Raw genomic sequence first — 16,062 nt, 5'->3', positions numbered from 1 at the left:
CAGCGCCCGCCCGGTCCGCAGGCAGGCCGCGAGCTCACGGCGCAGCCCACCGCGGCCCTGGACGTAGAGCGACTGGTAGATCGTCTCGTGCGACACCCACATCTCCGGATCGTCGGGGAAGTCCTCACGCAGCCGCTGCGCGATCTGCTCGGGACTGTGGTGCTCCTCAAGGCGAGTCTGCACCTCCCGACGCAGCCGCAGGTTCACCGCCAGCCGGGCCGGTCGCGCCAGCCCACCCGCCCGGGCGTTGCCGTCGGCACGCTGCTGGGCGGTGCTGGCCCGGTAGACCCCGCCGTAGCCGACGTTGCGGCGCAGCTCACGGCTGACCGTGGACGGGTCACGGCCCAGCTCCCGGGCGATGCCACGCACCGAGCGGCCAGCCGCACGCAGGCACGCGATCTCCTCCCGCTCGGCGTAGGTGAGCCGGCCACCCTCGGCCGGCGACTTGCGGGGAGCTCTCAGCGACGGGATCACACCACCACAGCGTGCAAACAACCGCTGCGCCGTCGGACGAGACACGCCGACCGACGCCCCCGCATCCACCACCGACTCACCCTGCGCCACCCGGTCCCAGAACCTGCGCTGCACCTCCACCCGAACCGGCGGACGCGGCATACCCCTCACCCCAGATCACCCAGGGCGTTGCGCACGCACCTTGAACCCACCCCGGCGCCGAGCCTCGAAACCCCCGCCGCCTACGCAGGGCCCGGCCCACGAGGTACCAAGGTCTCGACGGGCTCGACCTACGTTGGGTCACCACCCTGGACCGGTGAGGGGATCTCGAGGCTCGGCCGCGGACGGCCTCGCACCTCGATCACCGGATTGGTCAGCCGAAGAGGGCCGGGAGGGCGAAGAGCATGGTCGAGGACCAAGTGATGTGGGTGAGGATCGGCGCGAGGATGCCGCCCGAGGCGCGCCGCTGCAGGCCGACCACGAAGCCGAGGACGATGGCCGCGAAGCCGAGCATGACGTTGCCGGTGGCGAGGGTGGCGATCGTGTAGGCGATGGTCGTGATGACGACCGGGTGGCGCGGGATGGCGGCGTAGGCCGCACCCCGGAAGAACAGCTCCTCCGCGATCCCGTTGACCAGGGTCAGCACGAACACCAGCGGCAGGGTGCCCTGGTCGGCGAAGTCGAGGACGGACCGCACCTGCTGGTCGAGCCACTCGATCTGCCGGACGATCAGGCCACCGGCCACGAAGACCGCCGCGAGCCCGAGCCCGACGAGGATCGGCGTCACGATCGGGCGGATGTAGTGCCCACCCCGCGGATGCGCGATCCGGCCGAGGTGGAGCGGCCCGGCCGCGAACGCGCCGACGGTCCAGATGCCGGCGAGGATCGCGCTCGCCGGGTAGAACCACGGGCTGCCGGGCTCGATCCGCAACGACAGGCCGAGCATGGTCCCGCCGAGGACGACGAAGGCTGCGGTGACCAGCTGCCGGCGCCGCAGCGCCTCGGGCGTGTCGCGCTGGTCGCGGGGAACGACGTCCCACAGCGCGCGCCTCACCCAGGTCCGCACCAGATCGCCTCCTTCGTCCGCGATGGTACGGGGACCCCGGTGGCGGCCCGGGTCAGCGCCTGGTCAGCGCTTGCCGGAGCTGAACGACGCCGCGCTGTGCCCGCGGCCCGCGGACGACTGCTGCGCGCCCGACCGCCCGGATCGGTTGCGGGGCTGCTGCCCGGACTTCGAGCCGCCGGACTTCTGGCCGCCCGGCTTCTGACCCGAGGACTTCTGGCTCGACCGCTGACCCGACTGGCCGCCCTGCTTGGACCGACCAGGCTGACCGGACTGGCCGCCCTGGCCGGCCGGCTTCCGGCGACGACGCGACCGGTTGCGGCGCGTGACGCCGTCCTGGCCGGCGGACGAGCCGGAGCCACCGGCGGGCTGCGCGGCCGGCGCGGCGACGGCGAGGCCGCCGGGCACGGTGACCCGCTCTCCCGGGGCGAGCTCGGTGAGCATCGGGTGACCGGCGCCGTCGACCTTGGTGGTGGTCGGCGAGATGCCGGCCGCCTTGGTGAGCTGGCGGACGTCGCGCACCTGCTCGTCGGTCATCAGCGTGACGACGGTGCCGGCGGCGCCGGCGCGCGCGGTGCGGCCGGAGCGGTGCAGGTAGGCCTTGTGCTCGACCGGCGGGTCGGCGTGGATCACCAGCGACACGTCGTCGACGTGGATGCCGCGCGCCGCGATGTCGGTCGCGACGAGCGCCGCCGCCTGGCCGCTGTGGAAGGCGTCGAGGTTGCGGGTGCGGGCGTTCTGGCTGAGGTTGCCGTGGAGCTCGACGGCCGGCACGCCATTGCGGTTCAGCTGGCGGGCGAGCGCCTTGGCGCCGTGCTTGGTGCGGGTGAAGACGACCGTGCGGCCGGGGGCGCTGGTCAGGTCGACCAGCACGGGCACCCGGTGCTCGCGGGCGATGTGGAGCACGTGGTGGTCCATCGTGGCGACCGGCGACTGCGCCGAGTCGGCCTCGTGGGTGACCGGCTGCTGCAGGAACCGCTTCACGAGCACGTCGATCGCGTTGTCCAGCGTCGCCGAGAACAGCAGCCGCTGGCCGTCGCGCGGGGTCTTGTCCAGCAGCCGTCGTACGCCGGGCAGGAAGCCGAGGTCGGCCATGTGGTCGGCCTCGTCCAGCACGCTGACCTCGACGGCGTCGAGGGAGCAGTGGCCCTGGCCGATGAGGTCCTCGAGCCTGCCGGGGCAGGCCAGCACGATGTCGACGCCCTTGCGGAGGCCCTGCACCTGCGGGTTCTGGCCGACGCCGCCGAAGACGGTGAGCGTGGAGAGCCCGGACGCCTTCGCCAGCGGCTTGAGGGAGGCGTGGATCTGGCCGACGAGCTCGCGGGTCGGGGCCAGGATCAGGGCGCGCGGCCGCTTCGAGGTCGCCGGGAGGGACGACGCCTGCAGCCGCGCGACGAGCGGCAGCAGGAACGCGTACGTCTTGCCGGAGCCGGTGCGGCCACGGCCGAGGACGTCACGGCCGGCCAGGGAGTCGGGCAGGGTCGCGGCCTGGATCGGCGTGGGGGTGGTGATGCCCAGACCTGCCAGAACCTCGACGAGGCCGGTCGGGACGCCGAGGTCCTCGAAGCTTCCGGTCGTCGCGGAGGCAGGGGTGGACGTGATGGAGGTGGTCACGGGGTGTTGCTCGCTTCGCTTGGGGCTGCCCCGCCACTGCGCCGGCGCACCGGGGTTCCGGGACTGGCGCTTCGTGCGGAGCGGCGCCGCTCGCGGTGAGCGGTGCGCTGCGACGCACGGACAGCACGCGGCAGGGTCGGGCGGGCTGCGTGGCCCACCCTAGGGGTCGCGCCCGTCCCGCCGCGCATCCTCGGCGCCGAACCGCATGAGGGATCGCTCACGTCAGCGGAACGCCAGCACCCCGTCGTCGATCGGTTCGCACCGCATGGTGCGGCGGTCGGCGAGGTAGTTCTGGGCCAGCCGCCACGGCGCACGGTCGCCCTGCCGCGGCAGCAGGTGGGCGGCGCGCTGGATGTAGCCGGAGGTCAGCGGCAGGAAGGGCACCGGCTCGACCGTCGGGTCGGGCTCGGGCACGACGACCCGGTGGCCGTGCGCGTCGAGGTGCGCGAGCAGCCGGCAGACCCAGTCGGCGACCAGGTCTGCCTTGAGGGTCCAGGTGGCGTTGGCGTAGCCGATGGTGAACACGAAGTTCGGGACGCCGGCCAGCATCGCCGCCCGGTAGGCCATCCGCTGCGCCGGGTCGACCTCCTCGCCGTCGACGCAGACCCGGATCCCGCCGAAGGGCTTGAGCTCCAGGCCGGTGGCAGTGACGACGAGGTCGGCCGCGAGCTCCTCGCCGCTGGCGAGCCGTACCCCGGTGGGCGTGAAGGTCTCGATGGTCCCGGTGACCACGCCGGCGTCGCCGCGCCGGATCGCCCGGAACAGGTCGCCGTCGGGCACGAAGCACATCCGCTGGTCCCACGGGTCGTAGACCGGCTTGAAGTGGGTGTCGACGTCGAAGCCCTCCGGCAGCTCCCGCGCCGTCAGCCTGCGCACGAGCCGACGCACCAGCGCCGGCCGGCTGCGACTGAGCCGGTAGCCGAGCTGCGCCGCGAGGATCGCCTTGCCCCGCACCACCCGGTGCCGCCACGACTCGGGCAGCCACGAGAGCCTCCGGGCGAGCGGGTCGACCGCCGGCAGGCTCAGGACGTACGACGGCGAGCGCTGCAGCATCGTCACGTGCTCCGCCGTTCCGGCCATCGCCGGCACCAGCGTCACCGCGGTGGCGCCGCTGCCGATGACCACGACCCGCATCCCGGTGTGGTCGAGGTCGCCGGGCCAGTGCTGCGGATGGACGACCCGGCCCCCGAACCGCTCGATCCCGGGCAGCTCGGGGGTGTGGCCGCGCTCGGTGTCGTAGTAGCCGGTGCAGCCCCACAGGAAGTCAGCGGTCATGGTGCGGCGCTCGCCGTCGTGGTCGACGTCGACGGTCCACCGGGCCGTCGCGGAGTCCCAGCTCGCCGCGAGCACGCGGTGCCGGTAGCGGATCAGCCGCTCGACGTCGTACTCGCGGGCGACGGTGCGGAGGTACTCCAGGATCCGCGGCCCCTCGACGAGGGTCTGCTCCCCGCCCCAGGGCCGCCACCGGTAGCCGAACGTGAACATGTCGGAGTCCGAGCGGATGCCGGGGTAGCGGAACAGGTCCCACGTGCCGCCGGAGGCCTCACGCGCCTCGAGCACGGCGACCGACCGGCGCGGGTGCTCGACGCTCAGCCGGCAGGCGGCGCCGATGCCGGACAGGCCGGCACCCACGACGAGGACGTCGACATGCTCCACGCGGCCGACCCTAGCCAGCCAGCCGTGACGCGACCGTCAGACCTCGGGGATGGCGCGCAGCCACGGCCGGTGCAGCTGGAAGCGGCGGCCGGAGATCTCGGTCGGGGTGATCTCGACGACGTTGTACTTGGGGTTCGCCACCCACGGCCGAAGCGGCAGGTCGTCGGCCCGATGGGCGCTGTGCTCGTCGAGCAGCTCTGCCCGGCCGCGGACGATGACGCTCGTCGCGGTCTCGCCGTCGACGCCGTCGATCTCGAACGCCACGTCGCTGTTCATCACCAGGGCCAGCAGCTTGCTGCCCTCTGCGGTCCGGAAGAGCAGCGTGTCCTTGTCGACCACGTAGTTGACCGGGGTGATGTGGACCTCGTCGGCGAGGTGGAAGGCCAGGCGTCCCAGTTCACACCCTCGTAGCTGCTCCCAGCACTCGTCCTCGGTCAGCTCGGCGAACGGCTCCTCGTTGTATTCCTGGTCGTCCATCTGCGCTCCCGGCCCCCGCTGGTCGGACACTGCTGCCCCCGTCGGCCCCCCGCCCCCCGCAACTGCCTCGACGGTAGGCATTCGGCGGGCTCTGGCGCAGAGTCCAAGGTCCCCGGGACGGCTCACCCACGGCCCGGAGACGCCGGGGAGGCGCCCCCCCGGGCGGCGGCGTCAGCGGGCGAAGAGCTCGACGAACCGGGCCAGCAGCCGGGGCGGCTCGGTGACCACCGCAGCCCGCGCCATCCGCATCAGCCCCTCGGCCTCGGGCGGCTCGAAGTAGCCGTGGTGGCGGTAGATGTCGATCCGCAGGCAGAGCCCGTCGCGGTCGAGCTCGGGGTGGAACTGCGTGGCGTAGACCCGCTCCCCGATCCGGAAGGCGTGCACCGGGCAGTGCCCGGACGAGGCCAGCAGCACGGCGCCGTGAGGTAGCCGGCTGACGGCCTCCTTGTGGCCGAGGAACGCCTCGAACTTCTCCGGCAGCACCCCGAGCAGAGGGTCGCTGCGCCCCTCGTCGGTGAGGCGGATCGTCGCCGCCCCGATCGGCTCGCCGTGGGTCCGGTCGACGACGCCGCCGTCGAGCGTGCCGAGCGTGCCGATCCCGTAGCAGGCGCCGAGGAAGGGGAAGTCCGCGGCGACCACCGCCTGCGCCAGCGCCCGCAGCTCCGCCTCCGCGCGCCGCTGGGCCGGTGACTTCGTGTCCGGCGGGTCGCTGACGTTGTACGGCCCGCCGCCGAGCACGATGCCCGAGTAGGCGTCGAGGTCGACGGTGCCGAGCTCGTCACGCTCGAGCCGGTGGCGGCGTACGTCGCGCTCGTCCAGCCCCGCGCAGGCCATCACGGCGCCGTACTCGTCGTCGGCGGCGGCGTCCTCGGCGCGGATCCCGAGGAAGAGGAACGGCTTCACGCCCCCATGCTGTCAGCGACGGGCCCGGGCGGCACCGCGAGTCCGTCAGTCGAGGAAGTAGTCGGCCATCACGTCGCAGAGGTCGAGGTACCAGATCGGGTGCGACCCGCGGTCGGCGAGGAGCTCGAAGCTCCCTTCGATGAACTCGTCGTTGCCGGGGTCGTCGTCGCCGTGCGTGTCGATCAGGAAGACGTACCGCAGCAGGCCGCGGTCCCGGTAGAGCACGGTCCCATCCTCGGCCGTGATCCGGAACGGCTGGCCGGCCTCCTGGGCAACCACGCGGAAGACCGAGCCGCGCTGCCGCTCGACGCGCAGGTCCTTGTAGAGCCCGTTGTGGTCGAAGAACAGGGTGCGGCCGTTCGCGGTGAGCTCGGCGTGGACCCGGTACTTGCTGTGGACGAGGGCCGGGAAGCCGGTCCTGCGTGGTGCCTTGAGCAGGAACAGGCCACGACCCTCGACGTCGAAGTGGACGGGGAAGCCGCACTCCCGGTCCGTGAAGGACTCGGTGAAGCTGAAGCGCTCGCGCTCGAGCGGACGCGCCTCGGCCTGCGCGGAGAGCACCGGGAGGAGGAGGGCAGCGAGCAGAGGCAGGGGAATCCACTTGTTCATGGGGAGCTCCGGTGGGGCGGGGCTCCGACGCTAGGCCGCCGCCGGCGCGGCCCGCTACGCCCGAATGCGCGATCTTCCGCCTGGTCAGGTCTGGACCGCGGCGCCCGATTCCAGCAGCCCGTCGACGTCCGGCACGCCCCACGCCTCGAGCGCCGCGCGGGTGTCGGCGCCGGGTGTCGCGGGCGGCGGGGAGGTCAGCGAGGCGGGCGTGCCGGAGAAGCGCGGCGCGGGCGCCGGCTGGGTCACGCCGTGGCGCTCGACGAAGGTGCCGCGGGCGGTGAGGTGCGGGTGGGTCGCCGCCTCACTGACAGGCAGCACCGGCGCGACGCAGGCGTCGGTTCCGTCGAAGACCTCGACCCACTCGGCCTGGGTGCGGGACCGGAACCGGTCGGCGACCAGCGCGCGGAGCTCGTCGTACCGGTCGAGGTCCGCCTGCCCGGGCGCGTCGTCGGGCAACCCGAGCCCGGCGACGAACGCCGCGAAGAACTGCGGCTCCAGCGCACCGACCGCCATGTGCCGGCCGTCGGCGGTCTCGTACACGTCGTAGTACGGCGCCCCGCCGTCGAGCAGGTTGACCGCCCGCCGCTCCTGGAAGGCGCCCGCGGCCAGGAAGCCGGTGGCCATCGCGTTGAGGTGGGCCGTGCCGTCGACGATCGCGGCGTCGACCACCTGGCCCTCACCCCCGGACCGGACCGACAGCAGGGCAGCCAGGATCCCCACGACGAGGTACGTCGACCCGCCGCCGAAGTCGCCGACCAGGTTGCTCGGGAAGTGCGGTCGGGCCGGGTCCTGGCCCATGCCGTGCAGGGCACCCGCGACGGCGACGTAGTCGAGGTCGTGGCCGGCGGCCTGGGCGAGCGGGCCGCCCTGCCCCCAGCCGGTCATCCGGCCGTAGACGAGCCCCGGGTTGACCGCGTGGCACTGCTCCGGGCCGAACCCGAGCCGCTCCGCGACCCCGGGCCGCATCCCCTCGACGAGCACGTCCGCCTGCGCGGCGAGGTGCAGCACCGTCTCGACCGCCGCGGGCTGCTTGAGGTCCAGCGCGATGCTGGGACGCCCGCGGTTGAGCAGGTCGTGACGACCCAGCGCGCCGAACTGGCCGTTCGGCCGCTCGACGCGGATCACGTCGGCGCCGAGGTCGGCGAGCAGCATGCAGGCGTGCGGGCCGGGCCCGATCCCCGCGATCTCCACGACCTTCACGCCGCGCAGCGGCCCCGTCCCTTGTCCGAGCTCGACCCGCCCCTGCCCGACAGCCATGTCGGGGATCCTGTCAGGTCGACCGATGACTTTCGCCCGGCCCGCGGGTCGGAAGGGGCGAGTGGCAGCATCGACCACACACAACCCGGCCGGCCACGAGGGCCGACCGACACGAACGGGGAACACCATGCGCAGCCTCATCGTCACCACCCTGCTCAGCCTCGACGGCGTCATGGACTCGCCCGGCGGCGGCGAGCACCCGCACGCCGGCTGGACGTTCAAGGACGTCGAGTTCGACGAGGCGGCCTACGAGCTCAAGGGCCGCGAGCAGGCCGAGGCGGGCGCGCTGGTGCTGGGCCGCGTCAGCCACGACGAGTTCGCGCCGGTGTGGCCGACGATGGCGGAGTTCGCGGAGTACAACGCGATGCCCAAGTACGTCGTCTCGTCGACGCTCAAGGACTCGCCGTGGAACAACACCCACGTCATCCGCACCCTCGACGAGGTGGCCGCACTCAAGGAGGAGGACGGCGGCCCGCTCCTCGTCCACGGCAGCGCGATGCTCGCCCAGGGCCTCGCCGCGGCCGGGCTGGTGGACCGCTACCACCTGCTGACCTTCCCGGTGCTGCTCGGCTCCGGCAAGCGGCTCTTCGCCACCGACGCCGACAAGACGAAGCTGCGGCTCGTCGAGCACGCGACGTACGGCAACGGCGTGCAGATGTCCGTGCTCGACGTGGCGCGCTGAGCGCGGCCGGAGCGATCGGCCTCAGGAGGCGGGGAGGACCCGGCGCAGGAACTGCCGGGTCCGCTCCTCGCTCGGGTCGCTGAAGATCCGCTCCGGCGGCCCCTGCTCGAGGATCCGGCCGTCGTGCAGGAAGCAGACCCGGGTCGCGACGTCGCGGGCGAAGGCCATCTCGTGGGTGGCGATCACCATGGTCGTGCCGCCCTCGGCGAGGTCGCGCACGATCGCGAGCACCTCGCCGACGAGCTCGGGGTCGAGCGCGGCGGTGATCTCGTCGAGCAGCAGCAGCGTCGGCTGCGTGCACAGCGCCCGCACCAGCGCGGCCCGCTGCTGCTGGCCGCCGGAGAGCCGGTCGGGGTGCTTCTCCGCCTGGTCGGCGAGCCCGAACTGGCCGAGCAGGTCGCGCGCCCGCGCCTCGGCCTCGCGGCGGGAGACGCCGTGGACCTTGCGCGGGGCGAGGGTGCAGTTCTCGAGGACGGTCAGGTGCGGGAACAGGTTGTAGGCCTGGAACACCATGCCCATGCGGCTGCGCACCGCCCGCCGGTCGACCCGCGGGTCGGAGACCTCGCGGCCCTCGAACCGGATGACGCCGTCGTCGACGTCCTCGAGCAGGTTGAGGCAGCGCAGCAGGGTCGACTTGCCCGACCCCGACGACCCGATCAGGCAGATCACGTCGTGCGCCGACACGTCGAGGTCGACGTCGTCGAGAACCACCTTGTCGCCGTAGGTCTTGCGCAGGTCGCGGACCTCGAGCAGCGTCCCGTCACCCGAATGACTGTCGGTCACAGGCTCCCGGCCCTCTCCTTCTCCATCCAGCGCCGCTGCAGCCAGTCGGTGAAGCGGGCCAGCGGCACCGTCATCACGACGAAGAACAGCGCCACCACGACGTACGGCGTGTAGTTGAAGTTGTACGCCGTGTAGTCGCGGGCGGCGAACACGGCGTCGAAGACGGCGACCGTCGAGACCAGCGCGGTGTCCTTCTGCAGCGACACGAAGTCGTTGAGCAGCGGCGGCACGACCCGACGCACCGCCTGCGGCACCACGACGTGGCGCAACGCCTGCGGCCGGCTCAGCCCGAGCGCCTCGGCGGAGGCCATCTGGGAGGGGTGGATCGAGTCGATGCCGGCGCGGAACACCTCGGCGACGTAGGCGCCGTAGGAGAGCACCAGCGCGACGCCGGCCCAGAAGAACGGGTCGATCGGCATCCCCTGCAGCTGCAGCGCGGGCATGCCGAAGCCGAGCAGCAGGATCAGCAGGATCGTGGGGATGCCGCGGAAGACGTCGGTGTAGACGACGGCGGTGACCCGCAGCGGCGCCAGCCACGGCGACCGGGCGGTGCGGGCCAGCGCGACGGCGAGCGCGAGCACCAGGATCGCGACCTCGGCGATGAGGAACAGCCGGACGTTGAGCCAGAAGCCGTCCCGGATCGCCGGGAACGACTCCTTCGCGTGCTCCCACGCAAAGAACGTCTCCTGCACCCGCGGCCAGCCCGGCGAGCTGACGACGACCCAACCGAGCAGGCCGAAGACGCCGACGACCACCGCGGCCGCGGTCGCCGTGGACCGCAGCCGCATCCGGCGGCGCAGCTCGCGCCGCTCGAGCTCACGCTGGCTGGGCTGCCAGCCGGTCGCCGCGCTGTCCGCCGGGGCGGTCACTGGAGCTCAGGCACGTCGACCGTGTCCGAGAGCCACTCCTGCTCGATCTGGTCGAGCGTGCCGTCCTCGCGCAGCGACGCGAGCGCCTCGTTGACGCAGGGGACGAGCTCGCTGCCCTCCTCGAAGAGGATGCCGAACTCCTCCTCCTCACCGGTCTCCGGCTGGAACTGCCCGATGATCACGCCCTTCGGGATCTCCACCGCGGTGATGTAGAAGGCGGTCGGCAGGTCGGCGAGGATCGCGTCGACCTGGCCGTTCTGCAGCGCCTGCTTGGCGGCGTTGGTGTCCTCGAAGACCAGCGGGTCGCTCTCCGGCTGGATGACGTCGCGGATCACGGTCAGCGAGGTGGTGCCGGTCTGCGCGCCGAGGTTGAAGCCGGCGAGCTCCTCGACCGTGCTCGCGCCGGCGGCCGGCGAGTCCTCGAGCGCGATGACCGCCTGCGAGGCCTGGTAGTAGCCGTCGGAGAAGTCGACGACCTCCTCGCGGGCGTCGGTGATCGAGATCTGGTTGATGTCGAAGTCGAAGTTCTTCTCGCCCGGCTTGTAGGACGTGTTGAACGGGACCTTCACCCACTGCACCTCGTCGGCCGAGAAGCCGAGCTCCTCGGCGACGGCGTACGCCACGGCGGACTCGAAGCCCTGGCCGTTGGTGGGGTCGTTGTCGCGGAACCACGGGTCGTACGCCGGGGAGTCGGTGCCGATGGTGAGCCGGCCCTCCTCCAGCACGGGCAGGCTCTCCTTCGCGCACTGCTCCTCGGCGGCCGCGGTGTCGGTGGGGGTGGGGTCGGTGGCCGTGTCGGTGCCCTCGTCGGCGGGGGCGCACGCCGCGGCGGCGAGCAGCAGGGGTGCCGCCACGGCTGTGGACCAGCGGGCGGGCCGGATGCGGGCGCGGATGCTCATGCCGGAAATCGTACGGCCGCGGGGGTGCGCGACCGTGCGATCTCGCGGACCGGCCCGTCGCCCCTCGTCACGACGCGTGGTCTGGGTCACCCCCGATTGCAACTCGTTGCATAGGTAGGGCACCATCGGGCCATGGCCCTGGAGCACGCACTGCTGGTCGCGCTGAGCGAGCAGCCCGCCTCGGGCCTCGACCTCGCCAAGCGGTTCAGCCGCTCCATCGGGTTCTTCTGGTCCGCCACCCACCAGCAGATCTACCGCGTGCTGGCGCGGATGGACGCCGCCGGCTGGGTCACCGCGAGCGAGGTCGCGCAGACGGGGGCGCCGACCAAGAAGGTGTACGCCGTCTCCCCCGCCGGCCGCGAGGCGCTCGCCGCCTGGCTGGCCGAGCCCGGCGACCTGCAGCCGTTGCGCAGCGAGCTGGCGGTCAAGCTGCGCGGGGCGTCGTTCGGCGACCGCGCCGCCGTGCTGGAGGCGGTGCGCGGCCACCTGGCCGACCACGCCACCCGGCTGGCCCACTACGAGCAGCTGATGAAGCGCGACTACCCCGACCCCGCCCGGCTGTCCGGGCTCGAGCTCGACCAGTACCTCGTCCTGCGCGGCGGGATCCGGCTCGAGCAGTTCTGGATCGACTGGCTCACCGAGTACCTGGAGGCACACGCCCGATGACCCCCACCGCCTACCCGCACCTGCTCTCCCCGATCACGCTGGGCGGGCTGACCCTGCGCAACCGGGTCGTCATGGGCTCCATGCACACCGGCCTCGAGGACCGCATCCGCGACCTGCCGGCGCTGGCGGAGTACTACGCCGAGCGGGCCCGCGGCGGCGTCGGCCTCATCGTCACCGGCGGCTACGCCCCCAACAAGCGCGGCTGGCTCAAGCCGCTCGCCTCGGAGATGACCACCCGGCTCCAGGCGATGCGGCACCGCGACGTCACCGGGCCGGTCCACGACGCCGGCGGCGCGATCGCGATGCAGGTGCTGCACGCCGGCCGCTACGCCTACCACCCGCTGTCGGTGAGCGCGTCCGCGCAGAAGTCGCCGATCACGCCGTTCAAGCCGTCGGCGCTGTCGACCCGCGGCGTCGACCACACCGCCACCGACTTCGCGAAGTCCGTCGCGCTGGCGAAGAAGGCCGGCTACGACGCGGTCGAGATCATGGGCTCCGAGGGCTACCTGATCAACCAGTTCCTCGCCGCCCGCACCAACGACCGCACCGACCGCTGGGGCGGCACCGCCCGCAAGCGGATGGAGCTGCCCCGCGAGATCGTCCGCCGCTCCCGCGAGCTGGTCGGCGACGACTTCCCGATCGTCTACCGGATCTCGCTGCTCGACCTCGTCGAGGGCGGCCAGACCTGGGACGAGGTCGTCGAGCTCGCGCACCTGCTGGAGGACGCCGGCGTCACGGCGTTCAACACCGGCATCGGCTGGCACGAGGCGCGGGTCCCCACGATCATCACGCAGGTGCCTCGGGCGGCCTGGCGCTCCTCGACCGCCCGGCTCAAGGCCGAGGTGTCGGTGCCGGTGTGCGCGTCCAACCGGATCAACACCCCCGAGCTGGCCGAGCAGATCCTCGCCGACGGCGACGCCGACCTGGTCTCGATGGCACGGCCGCTGCTGGCCGACCCGGAGTTCGTCAACAAGGCCGCCGAGGACCGCGCCGACGAGATCAACACGTGCATCGCCTGCAACCAGGCCTGCCTCGACCACGTCTTCAGCAACCAGAAGGCCTCCTGCCTGGTGAACCCGCGCGCCTGCCGGGAGACCACGCTGGTGCTCGGCCCGACGCGCCGTTCCTCGCGGGTGGCCGTCGTGGGCGCCGGCCCGGCCGGCCTCGCCACCGCGGTCTCCGCGGCCGAGCGCGGCTTCGAGGTCACCCTGTTCGAGAAGAACCACGAGATCGGCGGCCAGTTCCGGCTCGCGATGGCCGTGCCCGGCAAGGAGGACTTCGCCGACACGCTGCGCTACTACACGCGCCGGCTCGAGGTGCTCGGCGTCGACGTGCGGCTCGGCACCAAGGCCACCGTCGGCGTCCTGAAGGAGTACGACGAGGTCGTCGTCGCGACCGGCGTCGAGCCGCGGATCCCGGAGCTGAAGGGCGTCGACCACGACAAGGTCGTGACGTACGCCGAGGTGCTCTCCGGCGCCGTCGTCCCCGGCAGGCGGGTGGCCGTCATCGGCGCCGGCGGCATCGGCGTCGACGTCTCGCACTGGCTGACCCACGACCCGGCCGACGACCTCGACGACTGGCTGGCCCACTGGGGTGTCGGCGACCCGGCTGTGCACCCCGGCGGCCTGACCGAGCGCAAGCCGCGCACCCCGGTCCGCGAGGTGACCCTCGTCCAGCGCAAGACCACCCCGATCGGCATCCACCTCGGCAAGACCTCCGGCTGGGCGCACCGCGCCGTGCTCAAGCAGGCCGGGGTCGTGCAGGTGGTCGGCGCGTCGTACACCCGCGTCGACGACGACGGCCTCCACATCCTCGTGGACGGCGAGGAGCGGGTGCTCGACGTCGACCACGTCGTGCTCTGCGCCGGTCAGGAGTCGGTGCGTTGGCTGCACGACGAGCTCGTCGCGGCCGGCGTCTCCACCCACCTCATCGGCGGCGCCGACGTCGCCGCCGAGCTCGACGCCAAGCGCGCCATCGAGCAGGGCACGCGGGTGGCGGCGGCGCTGTAGCGGCGCGGCGCGCCTACGATCCGCGGGTGCAGCAGGGGGACGCCGACTCGGCGACGCAGGAGCTCGTGCCGGTCCCCGGTGCGGCTGGGGATCCGGACGGCTGGCGTGGTGCGTGGCGCGCGCTCGGCTGGGCCCTGCTCGCCGCGTGGGTGGTGACGACCCCCGCGCACGTCGTCCTCGGCGACAGCACCACGGACCCCGTCGAGCCCTTGCGGGTCTCGGGCATCGACGACGGCGGGAACATCGTCACCGTCGCGATGCTGGGTCGGGAGGCCGACGGCGGCCTCGCACTGACGGTCGGTGCCCTGTGGCTTGCTTCCGTCGGCCTGCTCGTCCTCGGGCCCCGGCCGCGGCGGGCCACCCGGTGGTCCTGGTTCTGGCTGCTGTGCATGGTGCCGCCGGTCGGCGTGCTGGCCTTCCTGGCGCTCGGCGGCCCGACCTCGCTGGTGCGACCCTCGGCTGACCCGGACGACCGTCTGAGCGGGTTCATGGGCTTCGGCCTGCTGGTGATCGTCGGCAACGCGGTGACCTGGGCGGTCGCGCTCGCGACCGTCGCGTCCTGACCCGCCTGCCCTCGACCACGGCACCATGGGTCCGTGGAGGGAGCGCGGGAACGGCTGGAGGCGGACCGTCGGGAGACGGTGCGGCGGCTGGCGAGCCTGACCGGCGACTACGAGGGCATCGTCGCGGCCTCGCGGGACACCAACGCCGACGACGAGCACGACCCGGAGGGCGCCACGATCGCGTTCGAGCGGTCGCAGGTCGGCGCCCTCGTGCGGCAGGCGCGTGAGCACCTCGAGGAGATCGACGCCGCGGCGGCCCGGCTCGAGGCCGGGACCTACGGGACCTGCGAGCGCTGCGGCGAGCCCATCGCCGTGGGTCGACTCGAGGCGCGGCCGACGGCACGGCTGTGCATCCGGTGCGCCTCGGCCCGCTGACCGTGCGCGGGCTGGCTAGGTTGGCGGTGTGACAGGCGCCGAGATCCGCGACTTCAGCGACGACGAGGCCCGCCGGGCGATCGTGTGCAAGTGGGGGCAGGTCGACGACGGCGTGCTCCCGGCCTGGGTCGCGGAGATGGACTACGCCGTCGCCCCCGTCATCGAGGAGGCCGTGGTCGCCGCAGTCCGGCTCGGCATGACCGGCTACCCGTCGTTCCAGGACGGCGAGCTGGGCGCGGCGTACGCCGGGTTCGCGGCGCGCCACTTCGACCACCACGTCGACCCGGCCTGGGTCATCCCGGTGGTCGACGTGACCGCGGGGATGCGGCTGGCGCTCGACGTGCTGAGCGACCCGGGGCCGATGGTGATGCCGATGCCGGTGTACGCGCCGCAGCTCGCCGTCCCCGGCATGACCGGCCGGGAGCGGGTCGACCTGGTGCTCGACCCCGACGCCGAGCGCGCCGAGATCGAGCTCGACCGGCTGGCGGCCCTGTTCCGCGACGGCGCCCGGACGCTGCTGCTGACGCAGCCGCACAACCCGTGGGGCCGGGTCTTCACCCGCGCCGAGCTCGAGGGGATCCGCGATGTCGTCGTCGAGCACGGCGCCCGCGTCATCAGCGACGAGATCCACGCGCCGCTGGTGCTGCCCGGCGCCGAGCACGTCCCCTACCTCTCGCTCGAGGGCACCCACGACCACGCGGTCGCGCTGGTGGCGGCGAGCAAGGCGTTCAACACCGCCGGGCTGCGCTGCGCGCAGGTCGTGGTGCCGGACGAGGCCGCCCGCAAGGCGATCCTGTCGGCGCCGGTCGCCCGCAACGACTCGTGGTCGCCACTCGGCGTCGTCGCGGCGGTGGCGGCGTACACCCACGGCGACGACTGGCTGGCGGCGCTGGTGACCCGGCTCGACGGCCAGCGCCGGCTGCTGGGCGAGCTGCTGGCGACGTACCTGCCGCGGGCGCGGATGCGGCCGCTCGAGGGCACCTACCTCGCCTGGCTCGACCTGCGCGGCTACGGCCACGCCGACCCGGCCGCCGTGGCGCTGGAGAAGGGGCGGGTCCGGCTCGCACCGGGCCACGACTACCAGCCGGGGCTGGAGGGGCACGTCCGGCTCAACATCGCGACCTCGCCCGAGCGGCTGACCGAGATCATCCGGCGTACGGCGGCCGCACTGGCCTGAGCCGGCC

General features: G+C 73.1%; 17 protein-coding genes. 6 read left to right on the top strand and 11 right to left on the bottom strand.

The features are described 5' to 3' along the window. The 8 genes from ACFP2E_RS11270 to ACFP2E_RS11235 all read right to left on the bottom strand — a co-directional run. Nucleotides 1–474 (bottom strand): transposase (locus ACFP2E_RS11270; RefSeq protein ID WP_378524184.1); only part of this gene is annotated, 474 nt, incomplete at its 3' end. A 352-nt stretch (nt 475–826) separates the two neighbouring features. Next, nucleotides 827–1,519 (bottom strand): CPBP family intramembrane glutamic endopeptidase, encoded by a 693-nt coding sequence (locus ACFP2E_RS11265; protein ID WP_378524472.1) that lies wholly within the window; start codon nt 1,517–1,519, stop codon nt 827–829. 63 nt (nt 1,520–1,582) lie between these two features. After that, nucleotides 1,583–3,130, bottom strand: coding sequence for a DEAD/DEAH box helicase (locus tag ACFP2E_RS11260; RefSeq protein WP_378524473.1), 1,548 nt, complete (start codon nt 3,128–3,130; stop codon nt 1,583–1,585). A gap of 222 nt (nt 3,131–3,352) precedes the next feature. Then, the gene (locus tag ACFP2E_RS11255) at nt 3,353–4,786 is read right to left on the bottom strand and encodes a flavin-containing monooxygenase (protein ID WP_378524474.1); all 1,434 of its coding nucleotides are present in this window, start codon (nt 4,784–4,786) and stop codon (nt 3,353–3,355) included. 36 nt (nt 4,787–4,822) lie between these two features. Continuing rightward, entirely contained in the window at nt 4,823–5,263 is a 441-nt protein-coding gene (locus ACFP2E_RS11250; protein WP_378524475.1) for a pyridoxamine 5'-phosphate oxidase family protein, read from the bottom strand. A gap of 171 nt (nt 5,264–5,434) precedes the next feature. Then, the gene (locus ACFP2E_RS11245; protein ID WP_378524476.1) at nt 5,435–6,166 is read right to left on the bottom strand and encodes a glutamine amidotransferase; all 732 of its coding nucleotides are present in this window, start codon (nt 6,164–6,166) and stop codon (nt 5,435–5,437) included. Between the two features lie 45 nt (nt 6,167–6,211). Next, complete coding sequence (locus ACFP2E_RS11240; RefSeq protein WP_378524477.1) at nt 6,212–6,775, bottom strand: hypothetical protein; 564 nt, start codon at nt 6,773–6,775, stop codon at nt 6,212–6,214. Between the two features lie 84 nt (nt 6,776–6,859). Then, a complete protein-coding gene (locus ACFP2E_RS11235) occupies nt 6,860–8,032 on the bottom strand; it encodes a CaiB/BaiF CoA transferase family protein (RefSeq protein WP_378524478.1) in 1,173 nt (390 codons plus the stop codon). Nucleotides 8,033–8,159: 127 nt separating this feature from the next. Here ACFP2E_RS11235 and ACFP2E_RS11230 point away from each other — a divergent pair, with 127 nt between their 5' ends. Further along, the gene (locus ACFP2E_RS11230; RefSeq protein ID WP_378524479.1) at nt 8,160–8,714 is read left to right on the top strand and encodes a dihydrofolate reductase family protein; all 555 of its coding nucleotides are present in this window, start codon (nt 8,160–8,162) and stop codon (nt 8,712–8,714) included. Nucleotides 8,715–8,735: 21 nt separating this feature from the next. Here ACFP2E_RS11230 and ACFP2E_RS11225 read toward each other — a convergent pair whose 3' ends face one another. Genes ACFP2E_RS11225 through ACFP2E_RS11215 form a run of 3 tightly spaced genes read right to left on the bottom strand, consistent with a single transcriptional unit; the run spans nt 8,736 to nt 11,265 of the window. Then, the gene (locus ACFP2E_RS11225) at nt 8,736–9,497 is read right to left on the bottom strand and encodes an amino acid ABC transporter ATP-binding protein (protein ID WP_378524480.1); all 762 of its coding nucleotides are present in this window, start codon (nt 9,495–9,497) and stop codon (nt 8,736–8,738) included. Further along, entirely contained in the window at nt 9,494–10,366 is an 873-nt protein-coding gene (locus ACFP2E_RS11220) for an amino acid ABC transporter permease (RefSeq protein WP_378524481.1), read from the bottom strand. The genes ACFP2E_RS11225 and ACFP2E_RS11220 overlap by 4 nt, the downstream gene beginning before the upstream one ends. Further along, nucleotides 10,363–11,265, bottom strand: coding sequence for a transporter substrate-binding domain-containing protein (locus ACFP2E_RS11215; protein ID WP_378524482.1), 903 nt, complete (start codon nt 11,263–11,265; stop codon nt 10,363–10,365). The genes ACFP2E_RS11220 and ACFP2E_RS11215 overlap by 4 nt, the downstream gene beginning before the upstream one ends. A 132-nt stretch (nt 11,266–11,397) precedes the next feature. Between ACFP2E_RS11215 and ACFP2E_RS11210 the strand changes: the two genes are divergently transcribed. Genes ACFP2E_RS11210 through ACFP2E_RS11190 form a run of 5 tightly spaced genes read left to right on the top strand, consistent with a single transcriptional unit; the run spans nt 11,398 to nt 16,055 of the window. Next, the gene (locus ACFP2E_RS11210) at nt 11,398–11,931 is read left to right on the top strand and encodes a PadR family transcriptional regulator (protein WP_378524483.1); all 534 of its coding nucleotides are present in this window, start codon (nt 11,398–11,400) and stop codon (nt 11,929–11,931) included. Continuing rightward, the gene (locus ACFP2E_RS11205; protein WP_378524484.1) at nt 11,928–13,940 is read left to right on the top strand and encodes an FAD-dependent oxidoreductase; all 2,013 of its coding nucleotides are present in this window, start codon (nt 11,928–11,930) and stop codon (nt 13,938–13,940) included. The genes ACFP2E_RS11210 and ACFP2E_RS11205 overlap by 4 nt, the downstream gene beginning before the upstream one ends. A gap of 26 nt (nt 13,941–13,966) precedes the next feature. Then, complete coding sequence (locus tag ACFP2E_RS11200) at nt 13,967–14,503, top strand: hypothetical protein (RefSeq protein WP_378524485.1); 537 nt, start codon at nt 13,967–13,969, stop codon at nt 14,501–14,503. Nucleotides 14,504–14,536: 33 nt separating this feature from the next. Next, nucleotides 14,537–14,878 (top strand): TraR/DksA family transcriptional regulator, encoded by a 342-nt coding sequence (locus ACFP2E_RS11195; RefSeq protein ID WP_378524486.1) that lies wholly within the window; start codon nt 14,537–14,539, stop codon nt 14,876–14,878. A 28-nt stretch (nt 14,879–14,906) separates the two neighbouring features. Beyond that, complete coding sequence (locus ACFP2E_RS11190) at nt 14,907–16,055, top strand: MalY/PatB family protein (RefSeq protein ID WP_378524487.1); 1,149 nt, start codon at nt 14,907–14,909, stop codon at nt 16,053–16,055. Nucleotides 16,056–16,062: the final 7 nt, after the last annotated feature.

The sequence above is a fragment of the Nocardioides sp. GCM10027114 genome, from assembly GCF_042659625.1.
GTDB lineage: Bacteria > Actinomycetota > Actinomycetes > Propionibacteriales > Nocardioidaceae > Nocardioides.
Note: the sequence above shows the minus strand (reverse complement) of the source record. Positions and strands in the feature narration are given on the sequence as shown.

What these genes read in the sequence shown, in the direction of transcription:
- ACFP2E_RS11250 (WP_378524475.1), bottom strand. Translation starts at nt 5,263, where the DNA reads ATGGACGACCAGGAATACAACGAGGAGCCGTTCGCCGAGCTGACCGAG.
- ACFP2E_RS11240 (WP_378524477.1), bottom strand. Translation starts at nt 6,775, where the DNA reads ATGAACAAGTGGATTCCCCTGCCTCTGCTCGCTGCCCTCCTCCTCCCG.
- ACFP2E_RS11235 (WP_378524478.1), bottom strand. Translation starts at nt 8,032, where the DNA reads ATGGCTGTCGGGCAGGGGCGGGTCGAGCTCGGACAAGGGACGGGGCCG.
- ACFP2E_RS11230 (WP_378524479.1), top strand. Translation starts at nt 8,160, where the DNA reads ATGCGCAGCCTCATCGTCACCACCCTGCTCAGCCTCGACGGCGTCATG.
- ACFP2E_RS11215 (WP_378524482.1), bottom strand. Translation starts at nt 11,265, where the DNA reads ATGAGCATCCGCGCCCGCATCCGGCCCGCCCGCTGGTCCACAGCCGTG.
- ACFP2E_RS11210 (WP_378524483.1), top strand. Translation starts at nt 11,398, where the DNA reads ATGGCCCTGGAGCACGCACTGCTGGTCGCGCTGAGCGAGCAGCCCGCC.
- ACFP2E_RS11205 (WP_378524484.1), top strand. Translation starts at nt 11,928, where the DNA reads ATGACCCCCACCGCCTACCCGCACCTGCTCTCCCCGATCACGCTGGGC.